Origin of the sequence: Vibrio sp. R-1 (assembly GCF_035615595.1) — a bacterium.
Lineage (GTDB): Bacteria > Pseudomonadota > Gammaproteobacteria > Enterobacterales > Vibrionaceae > Vibrio > Vibrio cholerae.
Map to the genome: position 1 here is coordinate 14,705 of NZ_WPDC01000001.1, position 25,691 is coordinate 40,395.

Here is a 25,691-nt window from a genome sequence, read left to right on the forward strand (position 1 = left end):
CACGATTATTTAAACGGCTGTTTGATTTGTTTAACATTCTCGTTACAATGCGCCAGGTCAGACCTCTTATTCGAAGGAGAAATCATGGGCAAACAGGAAGTCAGGACTCGTTCTGGAGAACGAGTGGCGATTGTGGCCGGGCTACGTACGCCGTTTGCGCGTCAAAGCACCGAGTTTGGTCAAGTACCCGCAGTCGATCTCGGCAAAATGGTAGTACAAGAGATGATGGCTCGCACCGCTATCGATCCTAAATTAATTGAGCAAGTGGTGTTTGGCCAAGTGGTACAGATGCCAGAAGCGCCGAATATTGCTCGAGAAATTGTACTAGGTACCGGAATGTCGATTAACACGGATGCCTACAGCGTTACTCGCGCTTGCGCCACCAGTTTTCAAGCCGCCGTCAATGTGGCCGAAAGTATCATGGCTGGCAGCATAGATATTGGTATTGCAGGTGGTGCGGATTCTTCTTCTGTTCTGCCGATTGGTGTTTCTAAAAAACTGGCGGCTTCTTTATTAGCCTTGAGTAAAACCAAGACGGTCGGGCAGAAACTTAAACTGCTCAGTAACCTCTCTTTTAAAGACTTGATGCCCGTTCCTCCTGCGGTCGCGGAATATTCAACGGGTCTTTCGATGGGGCAAACTGCTGAGCAGATGGCCAAAAGCTATGCGATCTCGCGCGCTGAGCAAGATGCGTTAGCACATCGTTCACATACTTTAGCGGCTCAAGCATGGACAGAGGGCAAAATTCGCGATGAAGTGATGACGGCTTTTCCTGAGCCATACAAAAAATGGCTGGATATGGATAACAACATTCGCATGGACTCCAAGCTAGAGAGCTATGCGAAGTTGCGTCCTGCCTTTGACCGTCAATACGGTTCGGTGACCGCAGCAAACTCAACTCCACTGACGGATGGCGCCGCCGCGATTATGTTGATGCGTGAAGGTAAAGCGAAAGAGCTTGGTCTTGAGATCATGGGGTATATCCGCTCTTATGCGTTTGCCGCGATTGGCGTAGAAAAAGATATGCTGATGGGGCCTTCTTACGCCACTCCGATAGCCTTGGATCGCGCAGGCATCACCTTAAATGATCTCACCTTGATTGATATGCACGAAGCCTTTGCCGCGCAAACCTTAGCGAACTTGAAGATGTTCGCCAGTGACAAGTTTGCTCAAGAGCAGCTAGGTCGCGCACAAGCGATTGGTGAAGTGGACATGAGTAAATTTAACGTGCTGGGTGGCTCACTGGCTTATGGTCACCCATTCGCGGCGACAGGTGCGCGTATGATCACTCAAACTTTGCGTGAATTAAAACGCCGTGGCGGTGGTTTAGCCTTAAATACGGCTTGTGCTGCGGGTGGCTTAGGCGCTGCTATGATTCTGGAGGTGGAATAATGGATAACAACAATGCATTTCAGCTCTCGTTTGATGAGCAGCATTACGCTTGGCTGGCGATTGATGTCCCGGGCGAAAAAATGAATACCCTGCAAGCGGCATTTGCAGAAGAGATGCAAGCCGTTTTTGCAACGCTCAATGAAAAGCGAGGACAGATCAAAGGGCTGATTATCCACTCTCTTAAGCCGGATAACTTCATTGCGGGCGCGGATGTCCGCATGCTGGAAGCTTGCCAATCGGTACATGAAGCACAAGCGTTAGCCTCGCAGGGGCAACAGATGTTCCAGCAACTGGCGGATTTGCCTTTCCCTGTGGTCGCGGCGATTCACGGCCCTTGCTTAGGCGGTGGTTTAGAATTGGCGCTGGCGTGTGATTACCGTGTCTGTACTGAAGATGAGGTAACACGTCTAGGCTTACCAGAAGTGATGTTGGGTTTGCTGCCTGGCTCTGGCGGTACGCAGCGTTTACCACGTTTGATTGGTTTACTGCCTGCGCTGGACCTCATCTTAACGGGCAAACAATTGCGTGCCAAAAAGGCCAAGAAATTGGGTGTGGTTGATGCATGTGTTCCGCACTCAGTACTGTTGGATGTGGCCAAACGTCTTCTAGAAGAAAAAGGGCACAAAAAGCGCGCTCAAGTTACGCTACCGATCAAAGAAAAACTGCTCGCCAATACCGGCTTGGGGCGTAAGTTGATTTTTGACCAAGCGGCCAAGAAAACGCAGCAGAAAACCCGTGGCAACTACCCCGCAGCGCAAGCCATTTTAGAGGTCATTCAGTATGGCCTAGAAAAAGGGATGCATGCTGGCTTGGAATATGAAGCCAAGCGTTTCGCTGAATTGGTGATGACCCGAGAATCGAAAGCACTGCGCTCCATTTTCTTTGCGACCACAGAGATGAAAAAAGATCTCGGTGCGGATGCCAAACCCGCACCTGTGGCGGCTGTGGGCGTGCTCGGTGGTGGTTTGATGGGGGCTGGCATCAGTCACGTTACTGTGGCGAAAGCCAAAATATCGGTGCGCATCAAAGATGTGGCGAATGATGGTGTGCTCAATGCCCTCAATTACAACTACAAGCTGTTTGATAAGCAGAGACAGCGCAAGATTTTGACTAAAGCACAGCTGCAAGCGCAGATGTCGCAGCTCTCGGGTGGGACTGGCTTTGTGGGTTTTGATCGCTGTGATGTAGTGATTGAGGCTGTGTTTGAAGACCTGAAACTTAAGCAACAAATGGTGGCGGATATTGAAGCGAATGCCAAACCGACAACGATTTTTGCGACCAACACATCCTCGCTGCCGATCCATCAGATCGCGAGTCAAGCGCAGCGTCCGCAAAATATTGTGGGTTTACATTATTTCAGCCCAGTTGAAAAAATGCCGTTGGTGGAAGTGATTCCTCACGCGACCACCTCGGATGAAACCATTGCGACCGTGGTGACATTGGCACGTAAGCAGGGCAAAACACCGATTGTTGTTAAAGACTGTGCCGGTTTTTATGTCAACCGCATTTTAGCGCCTTATATGAATGAAGCCGCGCAAGTGCTGATGGCGGGTGAACCTATCGAAAAACTCGATGCTGCGTTACTGGATTTTGGTTTCCCAGTGGGGCCTATCACCTTGCTTGATGAAGTAGGGGTCGATATCGGAGCCAAGATCATGCCGATTTTGGTTAAAGAGCTTGGGCCGCGTTTCCAAGGACCGGACGTGTTTGATGTGCTCTTGAAAGATAACCGTAAAGGCCGGAAAAGCGGTAAAGGTTTCTACACCTACAAAGGCAGCAAAAAGAAAGAAGTCGATAAATCCGTTTATAAACTGCTGAAGTTAACCCCGGAATCTAAGCTAAACGACAAAGAAATCGCGATACGTTGCTTGTTGCCTATGCTCAATGAGGCGGTTCGTTGTCTCGATGAAGGCATTATTCGCAGTGCACGTGATGGCGATATGGGCGCGATTTTTGGCATCGGTTTCCCGCCATTCTTAGGTGGGCCTTTCCGTTACATGGACATGCTTGGTTTGACCAAAGTGGTGGAAATGATGAACCAACACACCGAGAAATATGGAGAGCGGTTTGCTCCATGTGACGGTTTGTTGACCAGAGCGGGATTGGGCGAGAAGTTCTACCCCTAGTATCCGGTGAGACTATCCCCTTATCACGCATAGAAAGAGGCCGAGTGCCTCTTTCTTATTGCGAGTGATTCTCAAAAATCTGTGCTAGGATGAAACATAAAATCAAGAAGTAACAAGGAATTCAAAATGGAAGCGCTCGATTTATTGCTCAACCGTCGTTCAATTGCCAAATTGGATGCGCCAGCACCACAAAATGAGGCATTGGATAATATTCTGCGCGCGGGTTTACGCGCTCCAGATCATGGTGCTTTGACTCCATGGCGTTTTGTGGTTGCACAAGGTGAAGGGTTAGCCAAACTTGCCGCCATTTTAGAGCAAGCGGAGATTGCCAACGGCAGTGATGAAGCGGTGATCAGTAAAGCGAAAAATGCGCCTTTTCGCGCACCCATGGTGATCACCGTGATCGCTAAAGTCACTCACAGTGAAAAGATCCCTGCGTTTGAGCAGCATCTATCCGCCGGTTGTGCAGTACAAGTCATGCAAATGGCGGCCGTAGCACAAGGGTTTCAGGGAATTTGGCGCTCTGGAAGCTGGATGTTCCATCCGGTTGTCCGTCGTGCTTTCAATGTACAAGGCGAAGATCAAATTGTCGGTTTTCTCTATCTTGGGACTCCAGGGACTACGGCAGCTAAAGTGCCCCAACGTGAGCTTAGCAAGTACGTGGAGTATCTCTAAATACGCAGTTCTGTCAGTAAGGAAAAAGGGCGCGAAGCCCTTTTTCTATTGAAATTCTTTATAAAAAGACGAGTGTTTATTGCAGGTGGTAGCCAATCACAAAATCAATAAACAGACGCACTTTTTCCGGCTGGTGATCTTTGTGGTTATACAGCATGTAGATATCCCGCGGATTTGAGCTCCAATCCGATAGCACTTGTACCAAACTGCCATCCTCAAGAAATTCACGCAGCATCACATCGGGCATGAGCGTAATGCCTAAACCTTCTGAACATGCGCTGCGAACGACATTCAGTGCGCTGGCTTGAAAACGGCCGCGATCACTGTTGACGACAGTTTCACCCTGGCTGTTGGTCAGTTGCCATTTGAGCAATGGATAACCTTTGAGTAACTGATGTTGATGTAACTCTTCAGCATGAGTCGGTTGCGGATGGCTCGACAAGTATTGAGGGCTGGCAACCAAAATGTCTTTTACTTCACCGATTTTACGAGCTATCAAGCTGGAATCACGCTGTGGGCCAACTCGGAAAATCACATCCCATTCAGTGGGGTCGAGATCGTCGGCTTGGTTACTCATCATCAGCTCAATATGAATATCGGGATATTTTTCCATAAAGGCATTGAACATCGGCATCATCATTCGTTTTGTCAGATTGGATGGTGCAGAAATACGAATGCGCCCCGACGCACCACGACATTCATCGGTGATCTCTTCTGTCATTGAAGCGAGACGCTCCAGCAGGGGAGAGCAATCTTTGTAGAAACGTTCGCCCGCTTCGGTCAGAGTCAGTTTACGAGCGTGACGATTGAGCAACCTAAGGTTTAGGGAATCCTCCAAGGCTTGGATCCGTCTTGTGATCGTTGCCACAGGGATCATGGTTTTTTTTGAAGTTGAGGTATAGCTTCCATTTTCGACAACCAGTCGAAAGAGGTTTAGGTCATCTAGTTTCATCGTTTCTGACACATTATGTTGCAACTATCGCTAATTTATACACATATAAGCCGATAAATTTTGCGTGATGTCAACTTGTAAGATGATTTATTGAAAACCATACATCTTGTGATTGATTAAATTTCAGGCCCCACGGTTTGTGTAATGCCCAGTTCGCGGCTACTTTTTAATTAATCAATAATTCAACTTTTCCGCCGCAAGCTAATGGTGACTTGTGCGGTAGACTTTACTAGTGAGGTCGATGTTTATGTATAAATCTCACATCCCGGAAGACTGCGAAGAAGAAGCGCAGATAACGGCAGCAAAGCTGATTTTGCTGGTGGATGACGATCCTGTTTTCCGACGAATGACGAAAGGTTTTCTCCAACAACAAGGCTACCAAGTGTTGGAAGCTGAAAATGGCTTAGATGGCTTGCGAAAATTGCGTGATCACGAGCCAGATTTGATTCTGTGTGATTTGTCCATGCCTGTGCTTAACGGAATTGAGTTCGTTGAGGAGGTCAGTTCGTCCTATCCTTCTTTGCCTTTGGTTGTTGTCTCAGCCACCGAAGAAATGGCCGATGTGGCTAAAGCGCTGCGCTTTGGGATTAAAGATTTTCTACCCAAACCGATCACCAATCATTCGCATCTTGCGAGCGCAATAGAAAAAGTGTTGGCGAATGATGATCATCAACGAGATTTTGCAAGTTGTTGGTATGGTGCTGATCGCCAAGGTAGTATCCCTGAAGAGCAAGAGTTGCATTGGCATTTACAATATTTGAAAGACAACCCCAATGCTGCCAAAGAGTTACTCGAAGCACTATTACCAGAAAAGGATTCTCAGCTCGGGAGCTGGAAATGCAGCTATCGATTACTACAGTCCGCCGAATTGATGCCACTGGTTTTTGACTACGCTTGGCTTATGAACGGTCAATTTGTGTTCTATGTGGTTGATGCCGCGAGCCATCGTGAGTGTGGGGCAGCTTCTACATTGCTGGTGCGCGCCTTGTTCCATGATTATTTGCGAAATCTGCGTAACTTTAGTGTCGAGCTAAAAGATCTTGCCGAAATCATCGAACGGGGAATCCATTGTTCTGAGTGTATTGGTAAAGTTTCTGCCCTGTTTGGGGTGGCTGATCTTGCCGATGGTACTTTGTCACTATTACCTGCGGGGCTTGATTGCCAGTGGTCAAACGGCTACGTACACAATCGGATTACTTCTGGTGTTCAGCTAGGTGATAATAGCCTACGCAATTTCATCACCAAAGATTTGCCGATTCGTGCTGCTTGCCAAATCAGTTTAAGCAAACCCAGTGCCTACAGTTTTACTTTGGATCTGTACCAAGGTATTTCGGGGTGATTTTTCCGCCTAAAGTGTGAGTGTGATTGTAACTTTGCATCGAGCTGCTAATAACCTTATACATTGTCAGTGTTTGTTACAGCTCGCTTTCGTTATAGTTCCGACCACAAAATTAATGAGGCTACCCTAGAGTGGCCCAGTTTAAAGTCACCCAAAAGAGAAAATTACAATGGCAAACCAAGAGTTCAAAGAACCCTTTAATATCTATTACTTTTTAGGCATGGTTGCAGTCCTGCTGATCCCAACTTTGCCTGCGACACTGACTTGGATTCGTGTATTTAACGGTTACGCTGGTTTTTAATGCGTTCATCCTTATCACGCTTTTTGTTCAGTGTTATTGGAATAATCAGTCTATGCCTAGGGATACTGGGCATTTTTCTTCCTCTTCTGCCTACCACACCCTTTATCTTACTGTCTAGTGCTTGTTTTTTACGCAGCAGTCCTCGGTTCTATCGCTGGTTGAATCAACATGCGACATTTGGTCCTATGATTCAAAACTGGCAACAACATGGCGCGGTCAGTAAAGCGGTGAAAAAGCGCGCCACACTCTTTATCGTGCTGAGTTTTGCCTTTTCGATCTGGATGGTTCCTTGGCTGTGGCTCAAGGTTGCGCTGTTTATCTGGCTTGTGCTTTTGATCACTTGGTTTATCCGTTTACCAACCCATGAGCTGGTTGCTAACCAACAAGAAAATCACTAGCATTAGCGGGAAGTGTGCCCACTCTTCGAGTGGGCTTTGTTTTTTCAGTGCTGTCGTTCCCTTGTGGCAGACGGCTCCGAAATTGTTCTGTCATCACCTAAGGTGATGAAGCAACTGAAGTTAAAGTAACTATGACAACTGAAACTCTTTCACTGATCAAATCCAGCATCAAAAGTATTCCTGACTACCCAAAAAAAGGCATTCTGTTTCGTGATGTGACCAGCTTGCTGGAAGATGCCCAAGCCTACCAAGCGACCATTCAACTTCTGGTTGAAAAGTACAAAGACATGGGTTTTACCAAGGTTGTGGGCACAGAAGCGCGTGGTTTCTTATTTGGTGCTCCTCTAGCACTAGAACTGGGTGTTGGCTTTGTGCCTGTGCGTAAGCCGGGTAAATTGCCGCGTCAAACCGTCGCTCAATCTTATGAGCTGGAATACGGTACTGATACGCTCGAAATTCATGTGGATGCGATCAAACCGGGCGACAAAGTACTGGTGGTGGATGACCTGCTGGCGACCGGTGGTACGATTGAAGCGACCACTAAGCTTATCCGTCAATTGGGTGGAGAAGTCGAGCACGCTGCCTTCGTGATTAACTTGCCAGAAATTGGTGGTGATAAGCGCCTTGAGGGGTTAGGCTTGCAGGTTTACAGCATCTGTGAATTTGAAGGTCACTAACCGACAACGGATATTGGAATGAGTTATCTTGCTTTAGCACGCAAATGGCGTCCGACACGATTTAGCGAAGTGGTCGGACAATCCCATGTTTTAACCGCTTTAGAGAACGCTTTGGCGCAAAACCGTTTGCACCATGCGTACTTGTTTAGTGGCACTCGAGGCGTGGGTAAGACCACCATAGGTCGTTTGTTTGCGAAGGGGCTCAACTGCGAGACGGGCATAACGGCTACGCCTTGCGGCCAGTGTGCAACCTGTCAAGAAATTGATCAGGGACGCTTTGTGGATCTGCTCGAGATTGACGCGGCATCACGCACCAAAGTGGAAGATACGCGCGAATTGCTCGACAACGTGCAGTACAAACCTGCGCGTGGACGCTTCAAAGTTTACCTGATCGATGAAGTTCATATGCTCTCGCGTCACAGCTTCAATGCGCTACTGAAAACGCTTGAAGAGCCGCCTGAGTATGTGAAGTTTTTGCTGGCAACCACTGATCCACAAAAGCTGCCTGTGACCATCTTGTCGCGCTGTTTGCAGTTCCATCTCAAACCGATCAGTGTGGAAAATATTCAGCAGCAGCTCGATAAAGTGCTGCACGCCGAACAGATCTCGAGCGACAGCAAAGCACTCAATCTGCTCGCCCATGCTGCGGATGGCAGTATGCGCGATGCTCTTAGCTTGACCGATCAAGCGATTGCTTTGGGCAATGGCGTTGTGAAAAGTGACATCGTCGCGCACATGCTCGGCACGCTAGACACGGATCATGCTCTGCATCTCTTGCAAGCCATCAGCCTGCAAACGCCACAAGCGGTCATGGATTGCATCGAAACGCTTGCCCAAAATGGCGTAGAGTGGGATGGATTGCTGCAACAGCTGTCGACTCAACTGCATCGAATTGCCATGTACCAAGCGCTGCCTGCCACCTTGGATAAATCGCTGCCTGAGGCATCGCGGATTGAGACGTTGGCCAAAACCTTAGCGCCGCAAGATGTGCAGCTTTACTACCAAATTGCGCTCAAAGGTCGACAAGATTTACCACTGTCACCCACGGCGCGAATTGGCATTGAAATGTTGATGCTGCGTATGATGGCGTTTCGTCCATCTCACGTCTCCTTGGCGAGTGTGATTGTGCCACCCAATACGGCAGTGACTGCTCCCACGATCGTGGCACCGACTTCTCAAATGGCGGCCTCAGCACCGCAATCACAACCCGTTGCTCAGTCAAACGTATCGCAACCTGCCTCGCAAGCGATGCGTCACCCTGTCGCACCGCCAATGATGGCAGCACAGTCGGTGGTAGAAAGCGCGGCGCCAGTCACACAGCGAGAAGCATCACACTCGATAAATGCTCCAGAAGTCTCTGTTGTCACCAATACCGACACGCAGAGTCAGGCCAGCATGCCAGCCCTAGCAGGATTGCGTCATCAACTGCGCTCTAAGCGACAAGAAGTACAAAACAAAGGCGCGGATGGAAAAAAGTCTGACGCGACATCTGCTACTCCAGCGTCGGCGCTAGAGCGTATTGCGCAGAGAGCACAGCAAGTGCAGGTGTCGCCAGAACGCAATGATGAAGATGAGTTGGAGCCCGAAGAGGAAATCTATCAATGGCGCCCAATGCAACCTATCGAAGTCGCGGTAAAAAGTGATGTCACGCCAACCCAACTGAAAAAAGCGTTAGAGCATGAAAAAACGCCAGAAATGGCCGCGAAGTTGATTGAAGAGGCGGTCGAGCAAGATGCGTGGTCGGCATTGGTTCAACGGCTAGAGACTGCCAAAATGGTTGAGCAATTGGCGCTGAATTCCGCTTTTGTTCGACAAGGCGATCAGATTTCTCTAACACTGCGTCCAAGTCATGCCCATCTGCACAACGAAAAAGCGCAGCAAGAGTTAGAACAGGCATTGAATCATGTGCTTGGTGAAGCTTGCTCTTTGAACATTACCGTGGGGCAAGAGGGTGAAACTCCCCTTGAGCTGCGTGAGCGGCTCTACCAGCAGAAACTTGCCTCTGCGCTGCACAGTTTACAAACTGATCCCAACGTGCAGTTTATTGAGCGTCGATTTAATGCGCAGCTGGATAGCGACAGCGTACGACCCATTTAACTGGGGTTGAAACCTAAGTGTCTCACCCCCACACTATGTGAAACATTCAACGATAACCAGAGAGATAAAGATGTTTGGTAAAGGCGGAATGGGCAACCTGATGAAGCAAGCCCAACAAATGCAAGAGCGTATGCAAAAGCTGCAAGAAGAGATCGCAAACATGGAAGTGACCGGTGAATCCGGTGCTGGCCTTGTGAAAGTGACCGTCACGGGCAGCCACAGTGTGCGCCGTGTCAACATCGATGAAAGTCTGATGGAAGACGACAAAGAGATGCTGGAAGATTTGATTGCTGCCGCATTCAATGATGCCGCTCGTCGTATCGAAGAGACGCAAAAAGAAAAAATGGCTTCAATCACCGGTGGAATGCAACTGCCTCCGGGCATGAAAATGCCATTCTAATCTGAGCTGAATTTATGCGTACCAGTCACATGCTGGAACATTTGATGGAAGCATTACGCTGCCTGCCGGGTGTTGGCCCAAAATCAGCGCAGCGTATGGCATTCCATCTGTTACAGCGCGATCGTAAAGGTGGTTTACAACTGGCTGAGGCACTGAGCCAGGCGATGGTCGAAATCGGCCATTGTCAGGAGTGCCGAACTTTTACTGAGCAGGATGTTTGCCACATCTGTAGCAACCCAAAACGTAAAGAAAATGGTCAGTTGTGTGTGGTCGAAAGCCCAGCAGATATTGCGGCGCTAGAAGCTACCGGTCAATTTTCTGGTCGCTATTTTGTGTTGATGGGGCACTTATCACCGCTGGATGGTATTGGTCCGAGCGATATTGGCCTCGATACGCTGGATTATCGCTTGCAGCGCGGTGATATCAGTGAGGTGATCCTCGCCACTAACCCGACGGTGGAAGGTGAGGCGACTGCGCAATACATTGCCGAGTTGTGTCGTGAGCATCAAGTCACCGCAAGTCGCATTGCTCATGGAGTCCCTGTGGGCGGCGAACTTGAGTTGGTGGATGGCACGACCTTATCCCATTCGCTGTTGGGCCGTCACAAACTGTTTTAACTCAGCCTCAAAAATTAGAATGCCGCTCAATGAGCGGCATTCTTTTATCTGTACTTGTCTTTTAATCTGTACTTGTCTTTTATCTGTGTTTGGAGGCGAAGGAATCCACGTTATGCTTAAGTTAATCGCTCAAGTTCGGTTAAGTTAGCCAAGGCTTGCTGATTGGTTTTTCCACACACGACAGGGCAGGCTTTGAAATCGTGACACACTTTTGGGCGCTCAGGGCGGCCAAATAGTTGGCACAAATTATCCTCATTAAGCTGAACACAGCGCACTCCAGCAGGTTTGCCATTCGGCATGCCGGGAATCGGGGAGGAGATGCTTGGCGCTATGCAGCAAGCGCCGCAGCCTAATCGACAATCCATCATAATCTCTTTGCGCTGGAAAAATGGGCGGCCATCCTAACAGAAAGCTCGATAGGATGCACTTGCGCTTTTCTTGCACTTTAGCGATGTAAAGAGTATAAATCGTCCCCCCGATAGATAAACCGTAAGACACCGCAATGAGTACACACTTCTGGCAAAGCAAAACGTTAGACCAAATGACCGAAGCCGAGTGGGAATCGCTGTGCGATGGCTGTGGTAAATGTTGCCTGCACAAACTCATGGACGAAGATACGGATGAAATCTACTACACCAATGTGGCGTGTAGCTGGCTCAATAGTGAAACCTGCTCTTGTAAAGATTACCCCAATCGTTTTAGCTCAGGTGAAGAGTGTTTAAAGCTCACCCGCGACAAGATTGAAGAGTTTAACTGGCTGCCTGATACCTGCGCTTACCGTTTGCTTGGTAATGGTCAAACACTTCCAGAATGGCATCCTTTGCTGACCGGCTCGAAAGACGCCATGCATGCCGCCGATGAAAGTGTGCGCGGTAAAATCGTTTATGAAGTGGATGTGATTGATTGGGAAGATCACATTGTGCTGATGAGTCGAGATTAAGCTTTCTAATATCCAAGGTGAACGAATGGAGGTTATTTGCCCAACTTAAGTCCATATTTTGAGCAAGAAGTGAGTGGTATTTGAACGCAATAAGCTCTTTTATCAAACCTTTGAAAAGCAAGTCACTCTATTAGCGCAAATATTAAACACAAGTGCGATCGTCCTGATCTAATGTTTATTAATAAAAATATAGTTCTCATGGGCTTTTGCGTAACAATGAACTCACGAAGAATTAGTGTATCAATTCATAATAAAACTCTTCGTTTACTTAATATATCTACCAAGTGATAGGCTTTAGTGGATTATCATCGCTTGGGGAGTAAATGGATAAGTGAATTATTTTTACGTAGCAAAGCGGTTATTTATCGTCGTAAACAATCACTATTAAGCCTTCATTTACTATCTTCTTTATTGTCAAAATAAGCAATAGTTCTTATTGCTATGATCGCAATTAAACTATTTATAGCTGCATGTATAGTTGAAGCATGCTCTTCCATTCCCCAATAATTCTGATGTTTAAATAACAAAGTTATCAGATAGCTTGTGATAAACGACATTATAGTGGCGAATAAGTATTGGATGATTCTATATGTTGACATTATATATTCCATTATTATTAATAATAACTATTCTTATTTTTATTTGGATTCTTATAAATGTCAAGGCTATTGTTGTTTTTGTGTTTATTTCCGTTATCGTCAAATGCATCAGTGTGCTTAGATGCTATACCTAACCATATCTATTTTCTTTCGAGTGGCGTTGAGTATTGTCTTGAAACTAAATATCAATCAATTTATATGTATGGTGCTGAAGATAGTTTGGGAGTTGTAGAAGTTTCTAATTTTGATAAAACAGTTTTTGAAATTTTATATCCAGGTGAAATATTAGAGGTGCCTAAAGTTTTTAGGATGACATCATTTCAAAACTCTTACTTAGTAGAAGTTAATGGTGTTATATATATATATATGATGCTCCGATACAACGGACTAAACGTTCTTTAAAACCACTAAAGGATATAGGTTTGGCAGTTGTACAGAATCTGAGTGCAGCGGCAGGTACCTCCGCTGCTGGAGGTGATGATGTTCAGGTTGCTCCAGTTGTCATTGGAAGTATACTTGGTACTGCAGTAGGTGTAGCTAGCGGGCCACTTGCACCAATTGTTGGTCCAGCGGTTTCTGCTGCTATAACTCAGAATATAAATAGTAATGCAGGTAAGCCTCGTCCGCCATTAACATCAATTGATGTAACAGGAAATATACCATCTAAGCCACCAACTATTCTACCTAGACCATTTCCTAATAATAATAAACCGCCAATGATTACTCCATCTCCATTTTCTAGCAATTCTGGTAGTCATAGCGGTAGCAGCAGCGGTAGTAGCGGTTGTGGTGGCTGTCACAGATAATCTTAGCTGTATTTGAAATATCGATTGGTTTTTTATAAAAGCTTAAACGCCTTGCTATTTGCAAGGCGTTGGTCTTTGTGTGAAAGCCAAAACTAAACCGCGTTATTTCTTTGGCTGGGCATCAATACATTGACCGTGCACTTCACGGCCTTCTGGAGCCATCAAGTACAGATAGAGCGGCATAATATCGAGCGGTGTTTTTAACTTGTCTGCATCCTCTGCTGGGTAGGCTTTCGCGCGCATCGCGGTGCGAGTGCCGCCCGGGTTAATCGCATTGACTCGAATGGTGCTTTCACTCAATTCATCGGCCAGAATTTGCATCATACCTTCAGTCGCAAACTTAGAAATCGCGTAAGTCGCCCAGAAAGCACGGCCAATATGACCTACGGTGGACGTGGTAAACACAATTCGAGCATCGGCTGATTTGTGCAGCAGCGGTAGCAGCGCTTGAGTCATAAGGAACTGTGCTTTCACGTTCACTTGCATCACTTCATCGAAGCTGTCTTCGCCAATTTGATCGAAGGGGCTAAGTACGCCAAGCAAGCTGGCATTGTGTAATACGCCATCCAAACGGCCAAATTGATCTTCTATGGTATCGACCATATCCAGATAATTTTGTTTGGTTGCGCCTTTCATATCTAAAGGAACAATCGCCGGTGTCGGATAACCCGCTGCTTCAATAGCATCATAGGTTTGTTCGAGCTTTTTCACGGTACGGCCAAGTAAAATCACGGTCGCGCCGTGCGCCGCGAAACTGATCGCCGCTTGCTTACCAATACCATCACCCGCTCCGGTGACTAAAATCACTTTCTCTTTCAAAGCGTCTGTTGAGACTGAATAATTCACGTCTTATTCCTTATTATTTTTTAGCTCTTCCTGCTGGCAAACTCTGGCTGAGGCGTGTCAAAAATCCAAGGTTAGTCGAGTTGGAAGAGGATTTGCTTTAAGTCTTCGTGACAAGGTGGTTACAATACACCAATTCGTATTCAAGAAGGATGAGTCACTTGGAGTTTTTGTTAGATTACGGCCTGTTTTTGGCCAAGATTGTGACTGTGGTAGTCGCATTGGTCGCAGTACTAGTGATAGTAAAATCATTGGGCGGACGCAGTGGTGGTGCCAAAGGGGAGTTGGAAATCACCGATCTGACCGAACAGCATAAAGAGACGGTTGAGCGTTTAGAGGCTTATCTGCATGACGAAGCGTTTTTAAAAGCGCGCGATAAAGCGGATAAGAAGAAAGAAAAAGCTGAGCAGAAAAGTCGTGAAAAGTCGCTTAAGCAAGCGGCGAAAGAAGGCGAATTGGAAAGCAAACGCGATCCGCATCTGTTTGTGCTTGATTTTCACGGCAGTATTGATGCGAAAGAAGTCGCTTCACTGCGTGAAGAGGTGAGCGCGATCTTGGCGGTGGCACAAGCGGGTGATGAGGTGCTGCTGCGTTTGGAAACTGGTGGCGGCATGGTGCATGGTTATGGTTTGGCATCATCACAACTGGATCGCCTTAAAGCAGCTGGCTTACCGCTGACCATTGCGGTAGATAAAGTTGCGGCTAGCGGCGGTTATATGATGGCCTGCATCGCTGATAAAATCGTCAGTGCGCCATTTGCGATTGTCGGGTCTATCGGTGTGGTGGCTCAGTTACCAAACTTCCATAAACTGCTGAAAAAGAACGATATCGAGTTTGAACAGCTCACGGCGGGCGAATACAAGCGCACCTTAACCATGTTTGGTGAAAACACCGATAAAGCGCGTGAAAAGTTCAAGCAAGAGCTGGAAGAAACACATCAACTGTTCAAAGACTTTATCCGTGAGCATCGACCCGCGTTGGATCTCGATAAAGTCGCGACTGGTGAACACTGGTTTGGCACGCAGGCCAAAGCACTGGGGTTAGTCGATGAGATTCAAACGTCCGATGATTTGATTGTTGCCGCGTGCAAGAGCAAAACCGTACTTCTGCTGCGTTATACGCAAAAGAAAAAGCTGGCCGATAAACTGGCCGGAGTGGCCGGTGATGCCGCCGACAATGTGTTGCTGAAACTGATCAGTCGAGGCCAACGTCCCTTGGTTTAAGGTTGATTGGTTTACTGTTCGTTGCCGTAATGAAAAAACGCGCTTAGTTTGCTAAGCGCGTTTTTTCATGGTCATCCCTAAATCATCGCTTTTTGCGCTGGGATGGTTTGCATGGAGTAAGCACTTAATCCAAACAGCCTGTCGCGGAGAATGTTTCCAGCTTGTGCAGGTAGTTGCTTAAATCGCCAATGTTGTTTTTAACCCACTCAGGGTTGTAATAGGTATCAAGGTAGCGTTCACCGCTATCGCACAAGAGCGTGACAATGGAACCTTGCTCACCGCGGCGCTTCATTTCGCAGGCGAGTTGCAGCGCGCCATACAGGTTAGTGCCGGTGGAGGCGCCTGCTTTACGGCCAAGAATTTTCTCCAACCAGTAAATGGTCGCTACACTCGCGGCATCAGGGATCGCACGCATTTCATCCACCACATCAGGAATAAAACTGGGCTCGACTCTTGGACGGCCAATGCCTTCAATTTTGCTGCCGCAGTCACGGGTTAGCTCGGCATTTCGCGTGCGGTAGTAGTCATAAAAAACCGAGTTTTCCGGGTCAACCACACACAGTTTGGTGTTGTATTGTTGGTAGCGAATAAAGCGGCCGATAGTGGCTGAGGTGCCTCCCGTCCCCGGGCTCATCACAATCCAGCTTGGAACGGGGTGTTGTTCCATCTGCATCTGGCTAAAAATACTGTCAGCGATGTTGCTGTTACCACGCCAGTCGGTTGCTCGTTCAGCGTAAGTAAACTGATCCATGTAGTGGCCTTTCAGCTCTTTCGCGAGACGATGAGATTCTGCGTAAATTTGATCGGAGCGATCTACAAGATGCGCCTTGCCCCCATAGAACTGGATCTGTTCGATTTTTTTACGCGCGGTGCACTTTGGCATCACGGCAATAAAGGGTAGGCCAAGCAAGCGAGCAAAGTAAGCTTCCGATACGGCAGTACTGCCAGATGAGGATTCAATAATGGTAGTTTCTGGGCCAATCCAGCCATTACACAGTCCATATAAAAACAGTGAACGGGCGAGACGGTGTTTGAGAGAACCGGTGGGGTGGGTACTTTCATCTTTCAGATAGATATCGACGCCAGAGACACAAGGTAGATCGAGTTTAATCAGATGGGTGTCGGCGGAGCGTTGATAGTCTGCTTCAATTTTACGAATTGCACTGTTAATCCACTGATGGTCGGTACACATAATCCAGTTTCTCCCTTAGGTTACCGAATCAGTTTAGCTAGGCTTGGAGAGAAAAACTTTGCCATTTTGCCTATGCTTTTGTAGTTTTGTAGAAAAATTTTCTCTAAAAAAGGCAATTTGTATGTTGCTCGACAAAGTTGATCGGCAAATCTTGGCCATTTTGCAACAAGACTGCACCGTGTCACTCAATGAATTAGCCGAAGCGGTCAATTTAACCACAACGCCTTGCTGGAAGCGTTTGAAAAAAATGGAAGAAGGTGGCGTGATTCGCGAGCGAGTCGCACTGCTTGATGCGCAAGCCCTTGACCTCTCTTTCACGGCCTTTGTCATGGTGACGACCAATAACCACTCCCATGAATGGTACTGCCGCTTTGTGACTGCCGTGGAAGAGTTTCCCGAAGTAATGGAGTTTTATCGCATGGCGGGAGAATACGATTACATGATGAAGGTGCAGGTCAAAGATATGCCGTGTTTTGACCGATTCTATAAAAAACTGGTCAATAGTATCGAAGGGTTGAACAAAGTGACCTCCACCTTTGCGATGGAGTCACTTAAATACACGACTCAGTTGCCGCTCTAAGGGTGAGTTCAGCTTAAAAAGCGCATCACGCCTTCTTGGACGGCTGTTGCGACCAAATTGCCTTGGCGATCATAAATCTCACCACGCACTAAACCGCGTGTATTGCTCGCCGTAGGACTTTCGATGGCAAACAGTAGCCAGTCATCCATCTTAAACGGACGGTGGAACCAGATAGAGTGGTCAATGGTTGCCACTTGGAATTTTGGTGTCATCAGAGAAACACCGTGTGGATGCAAGGCGGTCACTAAGAAGCCCCAGTCAGACGCGTAGCCAAGCAAATACTGATGGATGAGCTGGTCATCGGGCATATCGCCATTGGCTCGGATCCACAAATACTGCTTAGGCTCCGCTTTTTCTGGTTTCAAGGGGTTGATGACAGTAACGGGACGCATCTCAATCGGTTTTTCACCACAAAACGCTTTTTGCAGTTTTTCTGGTAAGAAATGCGCAATCTGCGCCGCGAGTTCGGATTCGGAAGCAAAGTTCTCAGGCCCCGGAACCACAGGCATGGTTTTTTGGTGCTCAAATCCCGGTGCATCACCATGATAGGACGCAGTCAGATAAAAAATTGGCCGACCATTTTGGATCGCTTTAACACGGCGAGTGCTGAAGCTTTTGCCATCACGAAGATTTTCTACATCGTAAATAATCGGTTTTTCTGGATCGCCAGGGTAAAGAAAATAGCTATGGAAAGAGTGCACAGTGCGATCTGACTCGACCGTGTAGCGAGCTGCCGACAAGGCTTGGCCAATCACTTGTCCGCCATAGACTTGAGGAAGCCCCAAATTTTCGCTGGCACCGCGATACAGCCCCTCTTCCAGTTTCTCCAATTGCAGCAGACTTAATAATTCGTCTAACGGTTTACTCATGACTTAGGACCCTCTTTTGTAGTTTGATGATTTTGTGATGTTAGTCAGACATTTGTCAATAATCCTGCTGTCCAATGACACAAATACCGTGGTGGCATATAATTTGCTGGTTTCCTAATGTGATGTTTCCCAGTTGTGTAGTGAGGCGCTATGAAAAAGGTTCTACTTATTGTTATCTCTATCCTGTTTGGTTCTGTACTCGTAGGCTGCCAAATGAATGAATCCAACAAGACACAAGATAAAATCCAATCGATTACGGGGAGTGTGGCATACCGTGAGCGCATTGCGTTGCCGGATAATGCGGTGGTGACAGTTTACCTACAAGACGTTTCCTTGGCTGATGCGCCAGCGACGGTTATCGCAAAACAGAACTTCATCACTAATGGTATGCAAGTACCACTTGAGTTCAACCTAGCGTATGACAGCCGCAAGATCAAAGCGAGTCACCGTTACAGTGTGAGTGCGCGTATCGAAGTCGATGGTAAGCTACGTTTCATCACGGATACTCATTACGGTGTGATCACCGATCCTGAAGCGACTAAACACGTACCTATGATGCTGATTGGTGTGCATGGCGAATAACTCGCGATAAGGCGTTATTGCGTTAAGCTTTTCTGATTGCACAATGGCAGCCATTACGGCTGCCATTGATATTTACGTAGCGATATTTTCCCGGTGTCACTCACCTCTATCCCTTCGGCTAACAATAATTGCCGCTGGCGCACAAAATCTTCCCCTTGCAGTGAAATTTTGCCTTGGCTGTTAATGACTCGAAACCAAGGTAACTGACTCCCCTCAGGTAAATGACCCAGCGCTTTGCCCACATGGCGTGCATAGCCCGGATAACCGGCCATTTTGGCGATAGCGCCGTAAGTCGAAACCCGACCAACCGGAATTTGGTGAATCACGACAAAGATCTGTTGTAAAAACTGGTCCATAATTCAAGTGCCCGAAACAAGTTTACCAAGGATAGGTATAGGGAGTTGGCATGATACTGTCTGCCTTACAATTTCTCATCGCGATTCTGTTTTCCATTGTTGCTGCGTATGTGGCAGGTTTGAGTGAGGGCGATATTCCGATCATCGCATTTTTGATCCCTGCTCTCTGGCTATTACCTAAATCAGGATTTTCCAGCGTTGTCATGTTGCTCGCGATGGGGATCTTTGGCCTTACCTTACCACTCCAGCCGGTGGCGTTGTCTATAAGTCAGTGGGTGCTTATTCCGCTGTTGATGGTGGCGTTTTCTCCACGTAGTAACTGGGGAGTGATCTTAGTCAGTGCTTTGATTGTACTCACTTTGCAAGTGGGCATCATGGTAACGCAATCGGCGGGCAAACTGGAAGGCTCACCTATGGTGACTGTGGTGCAGATAGTTATGGTGATGTTGATCTGGTGGGCAGCTCGAGGTTGGAAACCAAATCATGCTCACAGTTGGTGGGCATTGGCTTTAGTGATTCCGCTCTGGGTGGCCGAGCAATTTTATGCGGTTACCCTAGCGTTACTGATCACCGGAATTATTGCTGCGTGCGAAAACCTGATCCCCAAAACAACCCCTTCCTTAAACTGGGGAAGCTTGTTGGGATGGAGCCTACCTTGTGTCAGTTTTGCTGCGTTAGTCGTTTCTCCCGCGACAGAAGTGCCGAATCCGGTCTTTGTGGTATGGATCTGCATTTTGGTAACAGCTTGGACCACAGACTATGTATTGAAAAGCACAGAGGAAGCGCACGAATAGTCCATTGAGTGCATCAAATAGCCAGATGAGAGCCTAATAAAGCATCGGTGGCTCTATGAAATTTATTACCTAAAGTTGATAGTGGGGTGGGGGTATTTACGATAAAATGCGCAGCAAAAAATACAACATACCATTATTCAACGTCTATGCTACTTAACGCTTTTTCACGCCGAGTCTTACTTTGGCTAGGTTGGCTATTGATTTCCACCAGCAGTTTAGCCGCAACATCTACGACGTATAAGGTCGCCACCGAAGCGGATGACGTGGTGACTCGTGTGCTTTTTGATTCGATTGCTCACCACTTCAACCTTGAAATTGAATACGTCAACTACCCCAGTTTTAACGATATTCTGGTGGCGATAGAGACTGGCAATGCCGATTTTGCTGCCAACATTACTTACACTGATTTGCGTGCTCAACGTTTTGATTTTTCAAGACCAACCAACATCGAGTACACCTATCTCTACAGTTATGGTGGCCTACGTTTACCCGAGTTGCGCCTCGTGGGTATCCCGAAAGGAACCATCTACGGGACCCTACTAAAAGAACACTATCCCTATATCCAGCAAGTTGAGTATGAAGGGCATTTAGAAGCGCTCACTTTGCTGGAAAGTGGCCGAGTAGACGGAGTGGTTGATGCGATCAATCAGCTCAAACCTATGCTACTGAAAGGGCTTGATGTACAACTCCTTAACGACCAATTACCGATTCAGCCTGTTTCTATTGTGACGCCTAAAGGCAAACACTCAACGCTATTGGGGAAGATTGAAAAATACGCGCATTCGGCTCACGTACAACGTTTATTGCGTGAATCGATCCAAAAGTATCAATTGGACATCCGTAAACAAGCTCTGCGTCAAGCCGTGGTTGAGAGCGGACTCAACGTGCAGCGTGTATTGCGTGTTAAGCTAGAGAACAACCCGCAATATGCACTTTATCAGCCAGACGGTTCGGTTCGTGGGATAAGTGCTGATGTTGTGTTTCAGGCCTGTGAGATGCTACTGCTGAAATGCGAATTGGTCAGTAATGGTCAAGAAACATGGGAGAGCATGTTTGATGATTTGCAGGATAAAAGCATCGATATTTTAGCTCCTGTCACGGTTTCTCAGCAGCGTAAAAACCTCGCTTACTTCAGTGAAAGCTACTACCACCCACAAGCGATTTTGGTCAAACGTGAGCACTATAAAGACGATGTGTATAGCAATGTGTCTGAGTTGGTGGCTGAACGTATTGGCGTCATCAAAGACGATTTTTTTGAAGAGCTGTTACAGCAGATGCTGCCGAACAAGATCTTGTTCAGCTACGCAAGTCAGGAAGAGAAAGTTCAAGCCTTACTGAATAAAGAGGTGGACTACATAGTGCTCAATCGAGCCAATTTTAATCTCTTGCTTCGCGAGTCAACGGAGATGTTACCGATTGTAGAAGACACCATGATTGGCAGTTTCTACCAATATGACATTGCGATAGGTTTTGCTAAAAATCCACTTGGTGCAACTCTGGCACCTCTTTTCTCTCGGGCAATTAAAATGCTCAATACCGAACAGATCATACATACCTATGATTATCAGCCAAATTGGCGAGCCACATTACTTGCGGAAAAGAAATATCAGCGCAGTACTCAATGGCTTTTTGCCATGGCTTTCATCGTTTTGTTTATGGTGGCGTTTTACCTCCATGGCATATCACATACCGATAACCTTACTAAGTTGCGCAATCGTCGCGCTTTGTATAACCGATACCGCCGCGGGTTATCGCCTCGCCTAAGCTTGGTTTATCTTGACGTGAATACGTTTAAATCGATCAACGATCAGTATGGACATGAAGTGGGTGACAAAGTCCTTAAGCAGTTGGCTCAGCGCATCGAAACGGTATGGCGTGGGCGCAGCTATCGGATTGGTGGGGATGAATTTATTTTAATCGGTGAATGTTCTGCTAAGCGGCTTGAACATGTGGTTGCGCAATGTGAACGTTTTATGTTTGTGGATGCAGAGCGCGATGTCAGTTTTGAAGTGAGTGTGGCGATTGGTATTGCTAAGAATCGTGAGCGGACCGAATCACTCAATGAGGTGATGCATCAAGCGGATATTGCGATGTATCGCGCCAAGGCGGAATCGACGCAATCGCCATTTCAGGCTGCCAGCAAGGTAAAAGGATTACACATCGTCTAATCAAACTGGTGAAATGCTGTTCGGTTGATGAGCAATGTGGGGGGAAATCAGGATTATCGCTTGCATTGCCTAAGTCGATGTTTAATAATCGCACCCGCTTTAGAGCAATCCAAACTCAAATCGATGGGGGCCCTGGTCCTCCCGCAACACTAGTTCGTGAACCTGGTCAGATCCGGAAGGGAGCAGCCACAGCGGATGATGTGTGTGCCGGGATGTGGCTGGGGCCTCCGCCCATCTGACGTTCTAAAAATCCAATTCTTCCCCAATAATTCTGTGAGCTTCCTTGTTCAAGGGATAAGTTGAACTAGCCTCAGCTATTGCTATTTCCTACCCTCGGTTCTACTCATTTTTCTAGCCTTAACGATTTTTTTCCAAGCACAATTTTTCTTACCTCATTGTTTATTCATGGTTTTATTAATTTTTGATGACAGATGTTGCAGTCATCGTTGATTTATTTTTATCCAATACATCAAACACTGATTGACATCGATTTTTTCTACAATAAGATATTCGTATATCCATATGTATTGAAGTTTGATTATGTTACCCCACCAGTTTTTCAAATTACTCGCCGATGAAACGCGGGTGCGCTGCTTACTGATGATTGCTCGGGAAGAGAAGGTTTGTGTGGCTGAACTCACCGAAGCTTTGAATGAGAGTCAGCCGAAAATTTCTCGCCATTTGGCGTTGCTGCGTGCCAGCGGCGTGGTGGTCGATATCCGTCAGGGGCAGTGGGTGTTTTATCGTATTTCCGATCAACTGCCGGGATGGATGCGCAAGCAAATCCAAGGGTTGGTGGAATCCAACTGTCTTAAACAAGAATACCAGCAAGATATTCAGCGCCTCGCCGAGATGACCTCTCGTCCTCAGTGCTGTGTGTAAAGAACCAAGTTGAGTTATCCCTCAACGGCTTAGCGTTGTAGCCTAGATGGCTGCTTAGTTGGGAAGGGATAAAAACAAGTTTAAAGGAAAAGGAAGATGGCAATTAAAGTCGGAATTAATGGATTTGGTCGTATTGGACGTTTGGCTTTAAGAGCTTCGTTTGATTGGCCTGAGATTGAATTTGTACAGATCAACGATGTGGCGGGCGATGCTGCAACATTGGCACATCTTTTGGAATTCGATTCGATACAAGGCCGTTGGCACCATGCCGTGAGCAGTGAAGCGGATGCGATCCTGATCAACGGAAAACGCATTCGCGCAACACAAGAAAAAGCGATTGATGCGGTGGATTGGTCGGGCTGTGATGTGGTGATTGAGGCCACGGGTAAGCATCGTAAAGGCGAATTCTTGAACCAGTATTTGGCCCAAGGAGTAAAACGCGTCGTCGTTTCAGCGCCTGTCAAAGAAGAGGGGATCGCCAATATCGTGGTCGGGGTGAACGATCACATCTTCAATCCTGAGCAACATCGCATTGTTACTGCCGCTTCTTGTACCACTAACTGTATTGCTCCAGTGGTGAAAGTGATCCACGAAAAACTGGGTATCGCGCAAGCCTCTTTTACTACCATCCATAACCTAACCAATACGCAAACCATTTTGGATGCACCGCATAAAGATTTACGCCGTGCGCGTGCTTGCGGTATGAGCCTCATCCCCACAACCACCGGCTCTGCTAAAGCGATTATCGAAATTTTCCCGGATCTGAAAGGCAAGATTAATGGACACGCTGTACGTGTACCGTTGGCGAATGCGTCGTTAACCGACATCATTTTTGATGTTGAGCGTGATACGACGGTGGAAGAGATCAATCAGCTGTTAAAACAAGCCTCAGAAAACGAGCTTAAGGGTATTCTGGGTTTTGAAGAGCGTCCACTGGTGTCGATTGATTACCAAGGCGATCAACGTTCAACGATTGTGGATGCGCTCTCTACTATGGTGGTTGGTAAGCGAATGGTGAAAATCTACGCTTGGTATGACAACGAAATGGGTTACGCCACGCGCACCGCGGAATTGGTTCGTAAAGTCGGTTTGGCATAAGGAGTAGTAAAAAATGACGCATCCTACTTGGGAATTACCGGTAGCCGACAGTCAGGCGAGCTTAGTGCTCACACCTTGTCCGGGAACCAAAGGCACACCACTGTCGGAAAGTATTGCCCAACTGAAAGCGCAAGGGGTTTCGGCTGTAGTCACGGCGCTAAGCCATGAGGAAATGGAGCTGCATGGTGTCGGTGAGCTACCAGCGGAAGTCGAAAAAGCCGGATTACAGTGGTTTCATGCGCCGATTGAAGATGATTGCGCGCCGGATGCGGCCTTTGCGCAAGATTGGCAGCAGTGCTCACCGGCTTTGCATCAGGCACTCAGCCGCGGTGAAAAAGTCGCTTTGCATTGCATGGGCGGTTCGGGTCGTACTGGCCTACTGGCCGCGCATCTGCTGCTGGAAAAAGGTTGGCCGCTGGAAAGCATCATTACTCAGGTGCAAGCATTAAGGCCGGGTGCATTTACCAAAGAAGTGCAAGTGCAGTACGTGCATCAAATCGTCAAACCATAACCCGATCAAGGGCCGCATAAGCGGCTCTTTTTAAGAGAGTGTTTATGTTGTCCCAACTGAATGCCCATGTCCGTCAGTACATGCTCGTGACGTTCAACTACTGGAATTTTACTCTGACTGATGGGGCGCTGCGTATGTTGGTAGTGCTCTATTTCTATGATTTAGGCTATTCCAGCTTAGCGATTGCCTCGCTGTTTCTGTTCTATGAATTTTTTGGTGTGGTGACCAACTTAATTGGCGGGTGGCTTGGGGCTCGGCTTGGGCTGAATCGCACCATGAACATCGGGCTTGGTTTGCAAATCATCGCACTTTTGATGCTGGCAGTGCCAGCAAGCTGGCTGACCATTCCTTGGGTAATGGCCGCGCAAGCCCTGTCGGGCATCGCGAAAGATCTCAATAAGATGAGTGCCAAAAGCGCCATCAAAACCCTAGTGCCAGAAAATGCACAAGGCGCGTTGTTTAAGTGGATTGCGATCCTGACGGGGTCAAAGAATGCCTTAAAAGGTGCTGGATTTTTCTTGGGCGGCGCGTTGTTGTCTTTGATCGGTTTCCAGTACGCAGTGGCTGCCATGGCGGCTGTGTTGGTATTGGTTTTCATTGGCAGCGTAATGAGTTTGAAATCCGATCTCGGCAAGGCCAAGAACAAGCCGAAGTTTTCCGATATTTTCTCTAAATCGGCGAGTGTGAACATCTTGTCGGCGGCACGGCTCTTTCTGTTTGGTGCGCGCGATGTGTGGTTTGTCATCGCACTGCCTATCTATTTAGGCAGCGTGTTTGGTTGGGATCACAGTGCTGTCGGGGGCTTTCTGGCGCTTTGGGTGATTGGCTACGGCGTTATTCAAGGATTCGCGCCGAAAATCACAGGCAGCAAATCGGAGCATCCACCAGCAGGGCGAGCCGCTATTGGCTGGGCATTGGCACTATCCTTGGTCACGGGGCTGATTGCTTACGGTGTGCAGATACAGTGGCACCCAGAAGTGGTGATCATCGGAGGACTCATGCTGTTTGGTGCGGTATTTGCGGTGAACTCCTCACTGCATTCATACCTGATTGTCAGCTACGCCAAAGACGATGGCGTGTCGCTTGATGTCGGCTTCTACTACATGGCGAATGCGATGGGGCGCTTAATCGGCACCCTCTTATCCGGTTGGGTCTTTCAGCTTTGGGGGCTTGCGGCTTGTTTGTGGGTCTCTTTCGGATTTTTAGTGCTGACGACGCTGATCTCATTTTGGCTGCCGAATCGTGCGTATACGTCACAAGTGAATTTGAAATAA

28 protein-coding genes and 1 other RNA gene are annotated in these 25,691 nt (G+C 47.5%); 23 read left to right on the plus strand and 6 right to left on the minus strand.

The features are described from left to right. Window positions 1-84: 84 nt before the first annotated feature. From fadI to GOU96_RS00075, 3 genes are all read left to right on the plus strand, one after another. Complete coding sequence (gene fadI / locus GOU96_RS00065; protein ID WP_000517924.1) at window positions 85-1,392, plus strand: acetyl-CoA C-acyltransferase FadI; 1,308 nt, start codon at window positions 85-87, stop codon at window positions 1,390-1,392. After that, complete coding sequence (gene fadJ / locus GOU96_RS00070; RefSeq protein WP_267780682.1) at window positions 1,392-3,518, plus strand: fatty acid oxidation complex subunit alpha FadJ; 2,127 nt, start codon at window positions 1,392-1,394, stop codon at window positions 3,516-3,518. Before fadI ends, fadJ begins: the two co-directional genes overlap by 1 nt. Before the next feature lie 126 nt (window positions 3,519-3,644). Then, window positions 3,645-4,193: an NAD(P)H nitroreductase gene (locus GOU96_RS00075; RefSeq protein WP_230666674.1), complete on the plus strand. Its 549-nt coding sequence runs from the start codon at window positions 3,645-3,647 to the stop codon at window positions 4,191-4,193. A 76-nt stretch (window positions 4,194-4,269) separates the two neighbouring features. Here the strand turns inward: GOU96_RS00075 and GOU96_RS00080 are convergent, their stop codons facing one another. Next, window positions 4,270-5,145 (minus strand): LysR family transcriptional regulator, encoded by an 876-nt coding sequence (locus GOU96_RS00080; protein WP_000762360.1) that lies wholly within the window; start codon window positions 5,143-5,145, stop codon window positions 4,270-4,272. A gap of 247 nt (window positions 5,146-5,392) precedes the next feature. On the opposite strand from GOU96_RS00080, the gene GOU96_RS00085 reads away from it, so the two are divergent. The 7 genes from GOU96_RS00085 to recR all read left to right on the plus strand — a co-directional run bounded on the left by GOU96_RS00085 (window position 5,393) and on the right by recR (window position 10,974). Beyond that, on the plus strand, window positions 5,393-6,484 hold the full coding sequence (locus tag GOU96_RS00085) for a response regulator (protein WP_267780677.1): 1,092 nt from the start codon (window positions 5,393-5,395) through the stop codon (window positions 6,482-6,484). A 169-nt stretch (window positions 6,485-6,653) separates the two neighbouring features. Further along, window positions 6,654-6,785: a hypothetical protein gene (locus tag GOU96_RS00090; RefSeq protein ID WP_000013198.1), complete on the plus strand. Its 132-nt coding sequence runs from the start codon at window positions 6,654-6,656 to the stop codon at window positions 6,783-6,785. Then, on the plus strand, window positions 6,785-7,183 hold the full coding sequence (locus tag GOU96_RS00095; RefSeq protein WP_071178505.1) for a YbaN family protein: 399 nt from the start codon (window positions 6,785-6,787) through the stop codon (window positions 7,181-7,183). Before GOU96_RS00090 ends, GOU96_RS00095 begins: the two co-directional genes overlap by 1 nt. Before the next feature lie 131 nt (window positions 7,184-7,314). Continuing rightward, a complete protein-coding gene (gene apt, locus GOU96_RS00100; protein ID WP_000206218.1) occupies window positions 7,315-7,860 on the plus strand; it encodes an adenine phosphoribosyltransferase in 546 nt (181 codons plus the stop codon). Window positions 7,861-7,878: 18 nt separating this feature from the next. Beyond that, window positions 7,879-9,957, plus strand: coding sequence for a DNA polymerase III subunit gamma/tau (gene dnaX, locus GOU96_RS00105; RefSeq protein WP_267780672.1), 2,079 nt, complete (start codon window positions 7,879-7,881; stop codon window positions 9,955-9,957). Window positions 9,958-10,027: 70 nt separating this feature from the next. After that, window positions 10,028-10,357 carry a YbaB/EbfC family nucleoid-associated protein gene (locus tag GOU96_RS00110; RefSeq protein ID WP_000467102.1) on the plus strand — a complete coding sequence of 110 codons (330 nt, stop codon included), beginning with the start codon at window positions 10,028-10,030 and terminating at the stop codon, window positions 10,355-10,357. A 14-nt stretch (window positions 10,358-10,371) separates the two neighbouring features. After that, the gene (gene recR, locus GOU96_RS00115) at window positions 10,372-10,974 is read left to right on the plus strand and encodes a recombination mediator RecR (protein ID WP_001260579.1); all 603 of its coding nucleotides are present in this window, start codon (window positions 10,372-10,374) and stop codon (window positions 10,972-10,974) included. A gap of 116 nt (window positions 10,975-11,090) precedes the next feature. Here the strand turns inward: recR and GOU96_RS00120 are convergent, their stop codons facing one another. Beyond that, window positions 11,091-11,339: a YkgJ family cysteine cluster protein gene (locus tag GOU96_RS00120; protein WP_000340598.1), complete on the minus strand. Its 249-nt coding sequence runs from the start codon at window positions 11,337-11,339 to the stop codon at window positions 11,091-11,093. Window positions 11,340-11,476: 137 nt separating this feature from the next. Between GOU96_RS00120 and GOU96_RS00125 the strand changes: the two genes are divergently transcribed. From GOU96_RS00125 to GOU96_RS00135, 3 genes are all read left to right on the plus strand, one after another. Further along, window positions 11,477-11,914 (plus strand): YcgN family cysteine cluster protein, encoded by a 438-nt coding sequence (locus tag GOU96_RS00125; protein ID WP_207850612.1) that lies wholly within the window; start codon window positions 11,477-11,479, stop codon window positions 11,912-11,914. Between the two features lie 656 nt (window positions 11,915-12,570). Next, window positions 12,571-12,915, plus strand: a complete 345-nt coding sequence (locus tag GOU96_RS00130; protein WP_324701940.1) for a hypothetical protein — start codon at window positions 12,571-12,573, stop codon at window positions 12,913-12,915. Window positions 12,916-12,935: 20 nt separating this feature from the next. Next, window positions 12,936-13,319 (plus strand): hypothetical protein, encoded by a 384-nt coding sequence (locus tag GOU96_RS00135; RefSeq protein WP_240308377.1) that lies wholly within the window; start codon window positions 12,936-12,938, stop codon window positions 13,317-13,319. 102 nt (window positions 13,320-13,421) lie between these two features. On the opposite strand, the gene GOU96_RS00140 is transcribed toward GOU96_RS00135, so the two are convergent. Beyond that, window positions 13,422-14,165 carry a YciK family oxidoreductase gene (locus tag GOU96_RS00140; RefSeq protein ID WP_001109956.1) on the minus strand — a complete coding sequence of 248 codons (744 nt, stop codon included), beginning with the start codon at window positions 14,163-14,165 and terminating at the stop codon, window positions 13,422-13,424. A 158-nt stretch (window positions 14,166-14,323) separates the two neighbouring features. Here GOU96_RS00140 and sohB point away from each other — a divergent pair, with 158 nt between their 5' ends. Further along, window positions 14,324-15,385, plus strand: coding sequence for a protease SohB (gene sohB / locus GOU96_RS00145; protein ID WP_000394900.1), 1,062 nt, complete (start codon window positions 14,324-14,326; stop codon window positions 15,383-15,385). A gap of 124 nt (window positions 15,386-15,509) precedes the next feature. On the opposite strand, the gene GOU96_RS00150 is transcribed toward sohB, so the two are convergent. Further along, window positions 15,510-16,577 carry a PLP-dependent cysteine synthase family protein gene (locus GOU96_RS00150; protein WP_001961193.1) on the minus strand — a complete coding sequence of 356 codons (1,068 nt, stop codon included), beginning with the start codon at window positions 16,575-16,577 and terminating at the stop codon, window positions 15,510-15,512. Between the two features lie 124 nt (window positions 16,578-16,701). On the opposite strand from GOU96_RS00150, the gene GOU96_RS00155 reads away from it, so the two are divergent. Continuing rightward, complete coding sequence (locus tag GOU96_RS00155; RefSeq protein ID WP_001918409.1) at window positions 16,702-17,157, plus strand: Lrp/AsnC family transcriptional regulator; 456 nt, start codon at window positions 16,702-16,704, stop codon at window positions 17,155-17,157. A gap of 8 nt (window positions 17,158-17,165) precedes the next feature. Here GOU96_RS00155 and tesB read toward each other — a convergent pair whose 3' ends face one another. Beyond that, window positions 17,166-18,026: an acyl-CoA thioesterase II gene (gene tesB / locus GOU96_RS00160; protein WP_000042747.1), complete on the minus strand. Its 861-nt coding sequence runs from the start codon at window positions 18,024-18,026 to the stop codon at window positions 17,166-17,168. Window positions 18,027-18,176: 150 nt separating this feature from the next. Here tesB and GOU96_RS00165 point away from each other — a divergent pair, with 150 nt between their 5' ends. Continuing rightward, window positions 18,177-18,608, plus strand: coding sequence for a YbaY family lipoprotein (locus GOU96_RS00165; RefSeq protein ID WP_000756880.1), 432 nt, complete (start codon window positions 18,177-18,179; stop codon window positions 18,606-18,608). Between the two features lie 53 nt (window positions 18,609-18,661). On the opposite strand, the gene GOU96_RS00170 is transcribed toward GOU96_RS00165, so the two are convergent. Continuing rightward, window positions 18,662-18,964 carry a DNA base-flipping protein gene (locus GOU96_RS00170; protein WP_000371949.1) on the minus strand — a complete coding sequence of 101 codons (303 nt, stop codon included), beginning with the start codon at window positions 18,962-18,964 and terminating at the stop codon, window positions 18,662-18,664. Window positions 18,965-19,014: 50 nt separating this feature from the next. On the opposite strand from GOU96_RS00170, the gene GOU96_RS00175 reads away from it, so the two are divergent. The 7 genes from GOU96_RS00175 to arsJ all read left to right on the plus strand — a co-directional run bounded on the left by GOU96_RS00175 (window position 19,015) and on the right by arsJ (window position 25,691). After that, a complete protein-coding gene (locus tag GOU96_RS00175; protein ID WP_267780665.1) occupies window positions 19,015-19,758 on the plus strand; it encodes a hypothetical protein in 744 nt (247 codons plus the stop codon). 146 nt (window positions 19,759-19,904) lie between these two features. Further along, window positions 19,905-21,926 carry a GGDEF domain-containing protein gene (locus GOU96_RS00180; protein ID WP_001961195.1) on the plus strand — a complete coding sequence of 674 codons (2,022 nt, stop codon included), beginning with the start codon at window positions 19,905-19,907 and terminating at the stop codon, window positions 21,924-21,926. A 130-nt stretch (window positions 21,927-22,056) separates the two neighbouring features. After that, an RNA gene (gene ffs, locus GOU96_RS00185) (signal recognition particle sRNA small type) lies at window positions 22,057-22,153 on the plus strand. 313 nt (window positions 22,154-22,466) lie between these two features. Beyond that, on the plus strand, window positions 22,467-22,808 hold the full coding sequence (locus tag GOU96_RS00190; protein ID WP_000936745.1) for a metalloregulator ArsR/SmtB family transcription factor: 342 nt from the start codon (window positions 22,467-22,469) through the stop codon (window positions 22,806-22,808). Window positions 22,809-22,904: 96 nt separating this feature from the next. After that, window positions 22,905-23,906 carry an ArsJ-associated glyceraldehyde-3-phosphate dehydrogenase gene (locus tag GOU96_RS00195; RefSeq protein WP_267780663.1) on the plus strand — a complete coding sequence of 334 codons (1,002 nt, stop codon included), beginning with the start codon at window positions 22,905-22,907 and terminating at the stop codon, window positions 23,904-23,906. Between the two features lie 13 nt (window positions 23,907-23,919). Further along, entirely contained in the window at window positions 23,920-24,417 is a 498-nt protein-coding gene (locus GOU96_RS00200) for a cyclin-dependent kinase inhibitor 3 family protein (protein WP_000149592.1), read from the plus strand. A gap of 44 nt (window positions 24,418-24,461) precedes the next feature. Continuing rightward, window positions 24,462-25,691 carry an organoarsenical effux MFS transporter ArsJ gene (arsJ, locus tag GOU96_RS00205; RefSeq protein ID WP_000952194.1) on the plus strand — a complete coding sequence of 410 codons (1,230 nt, stop codon included), beginning with the start codon at window positions 24,462-24,464 and terminating at the stop codon, window positions 25,689-25,691.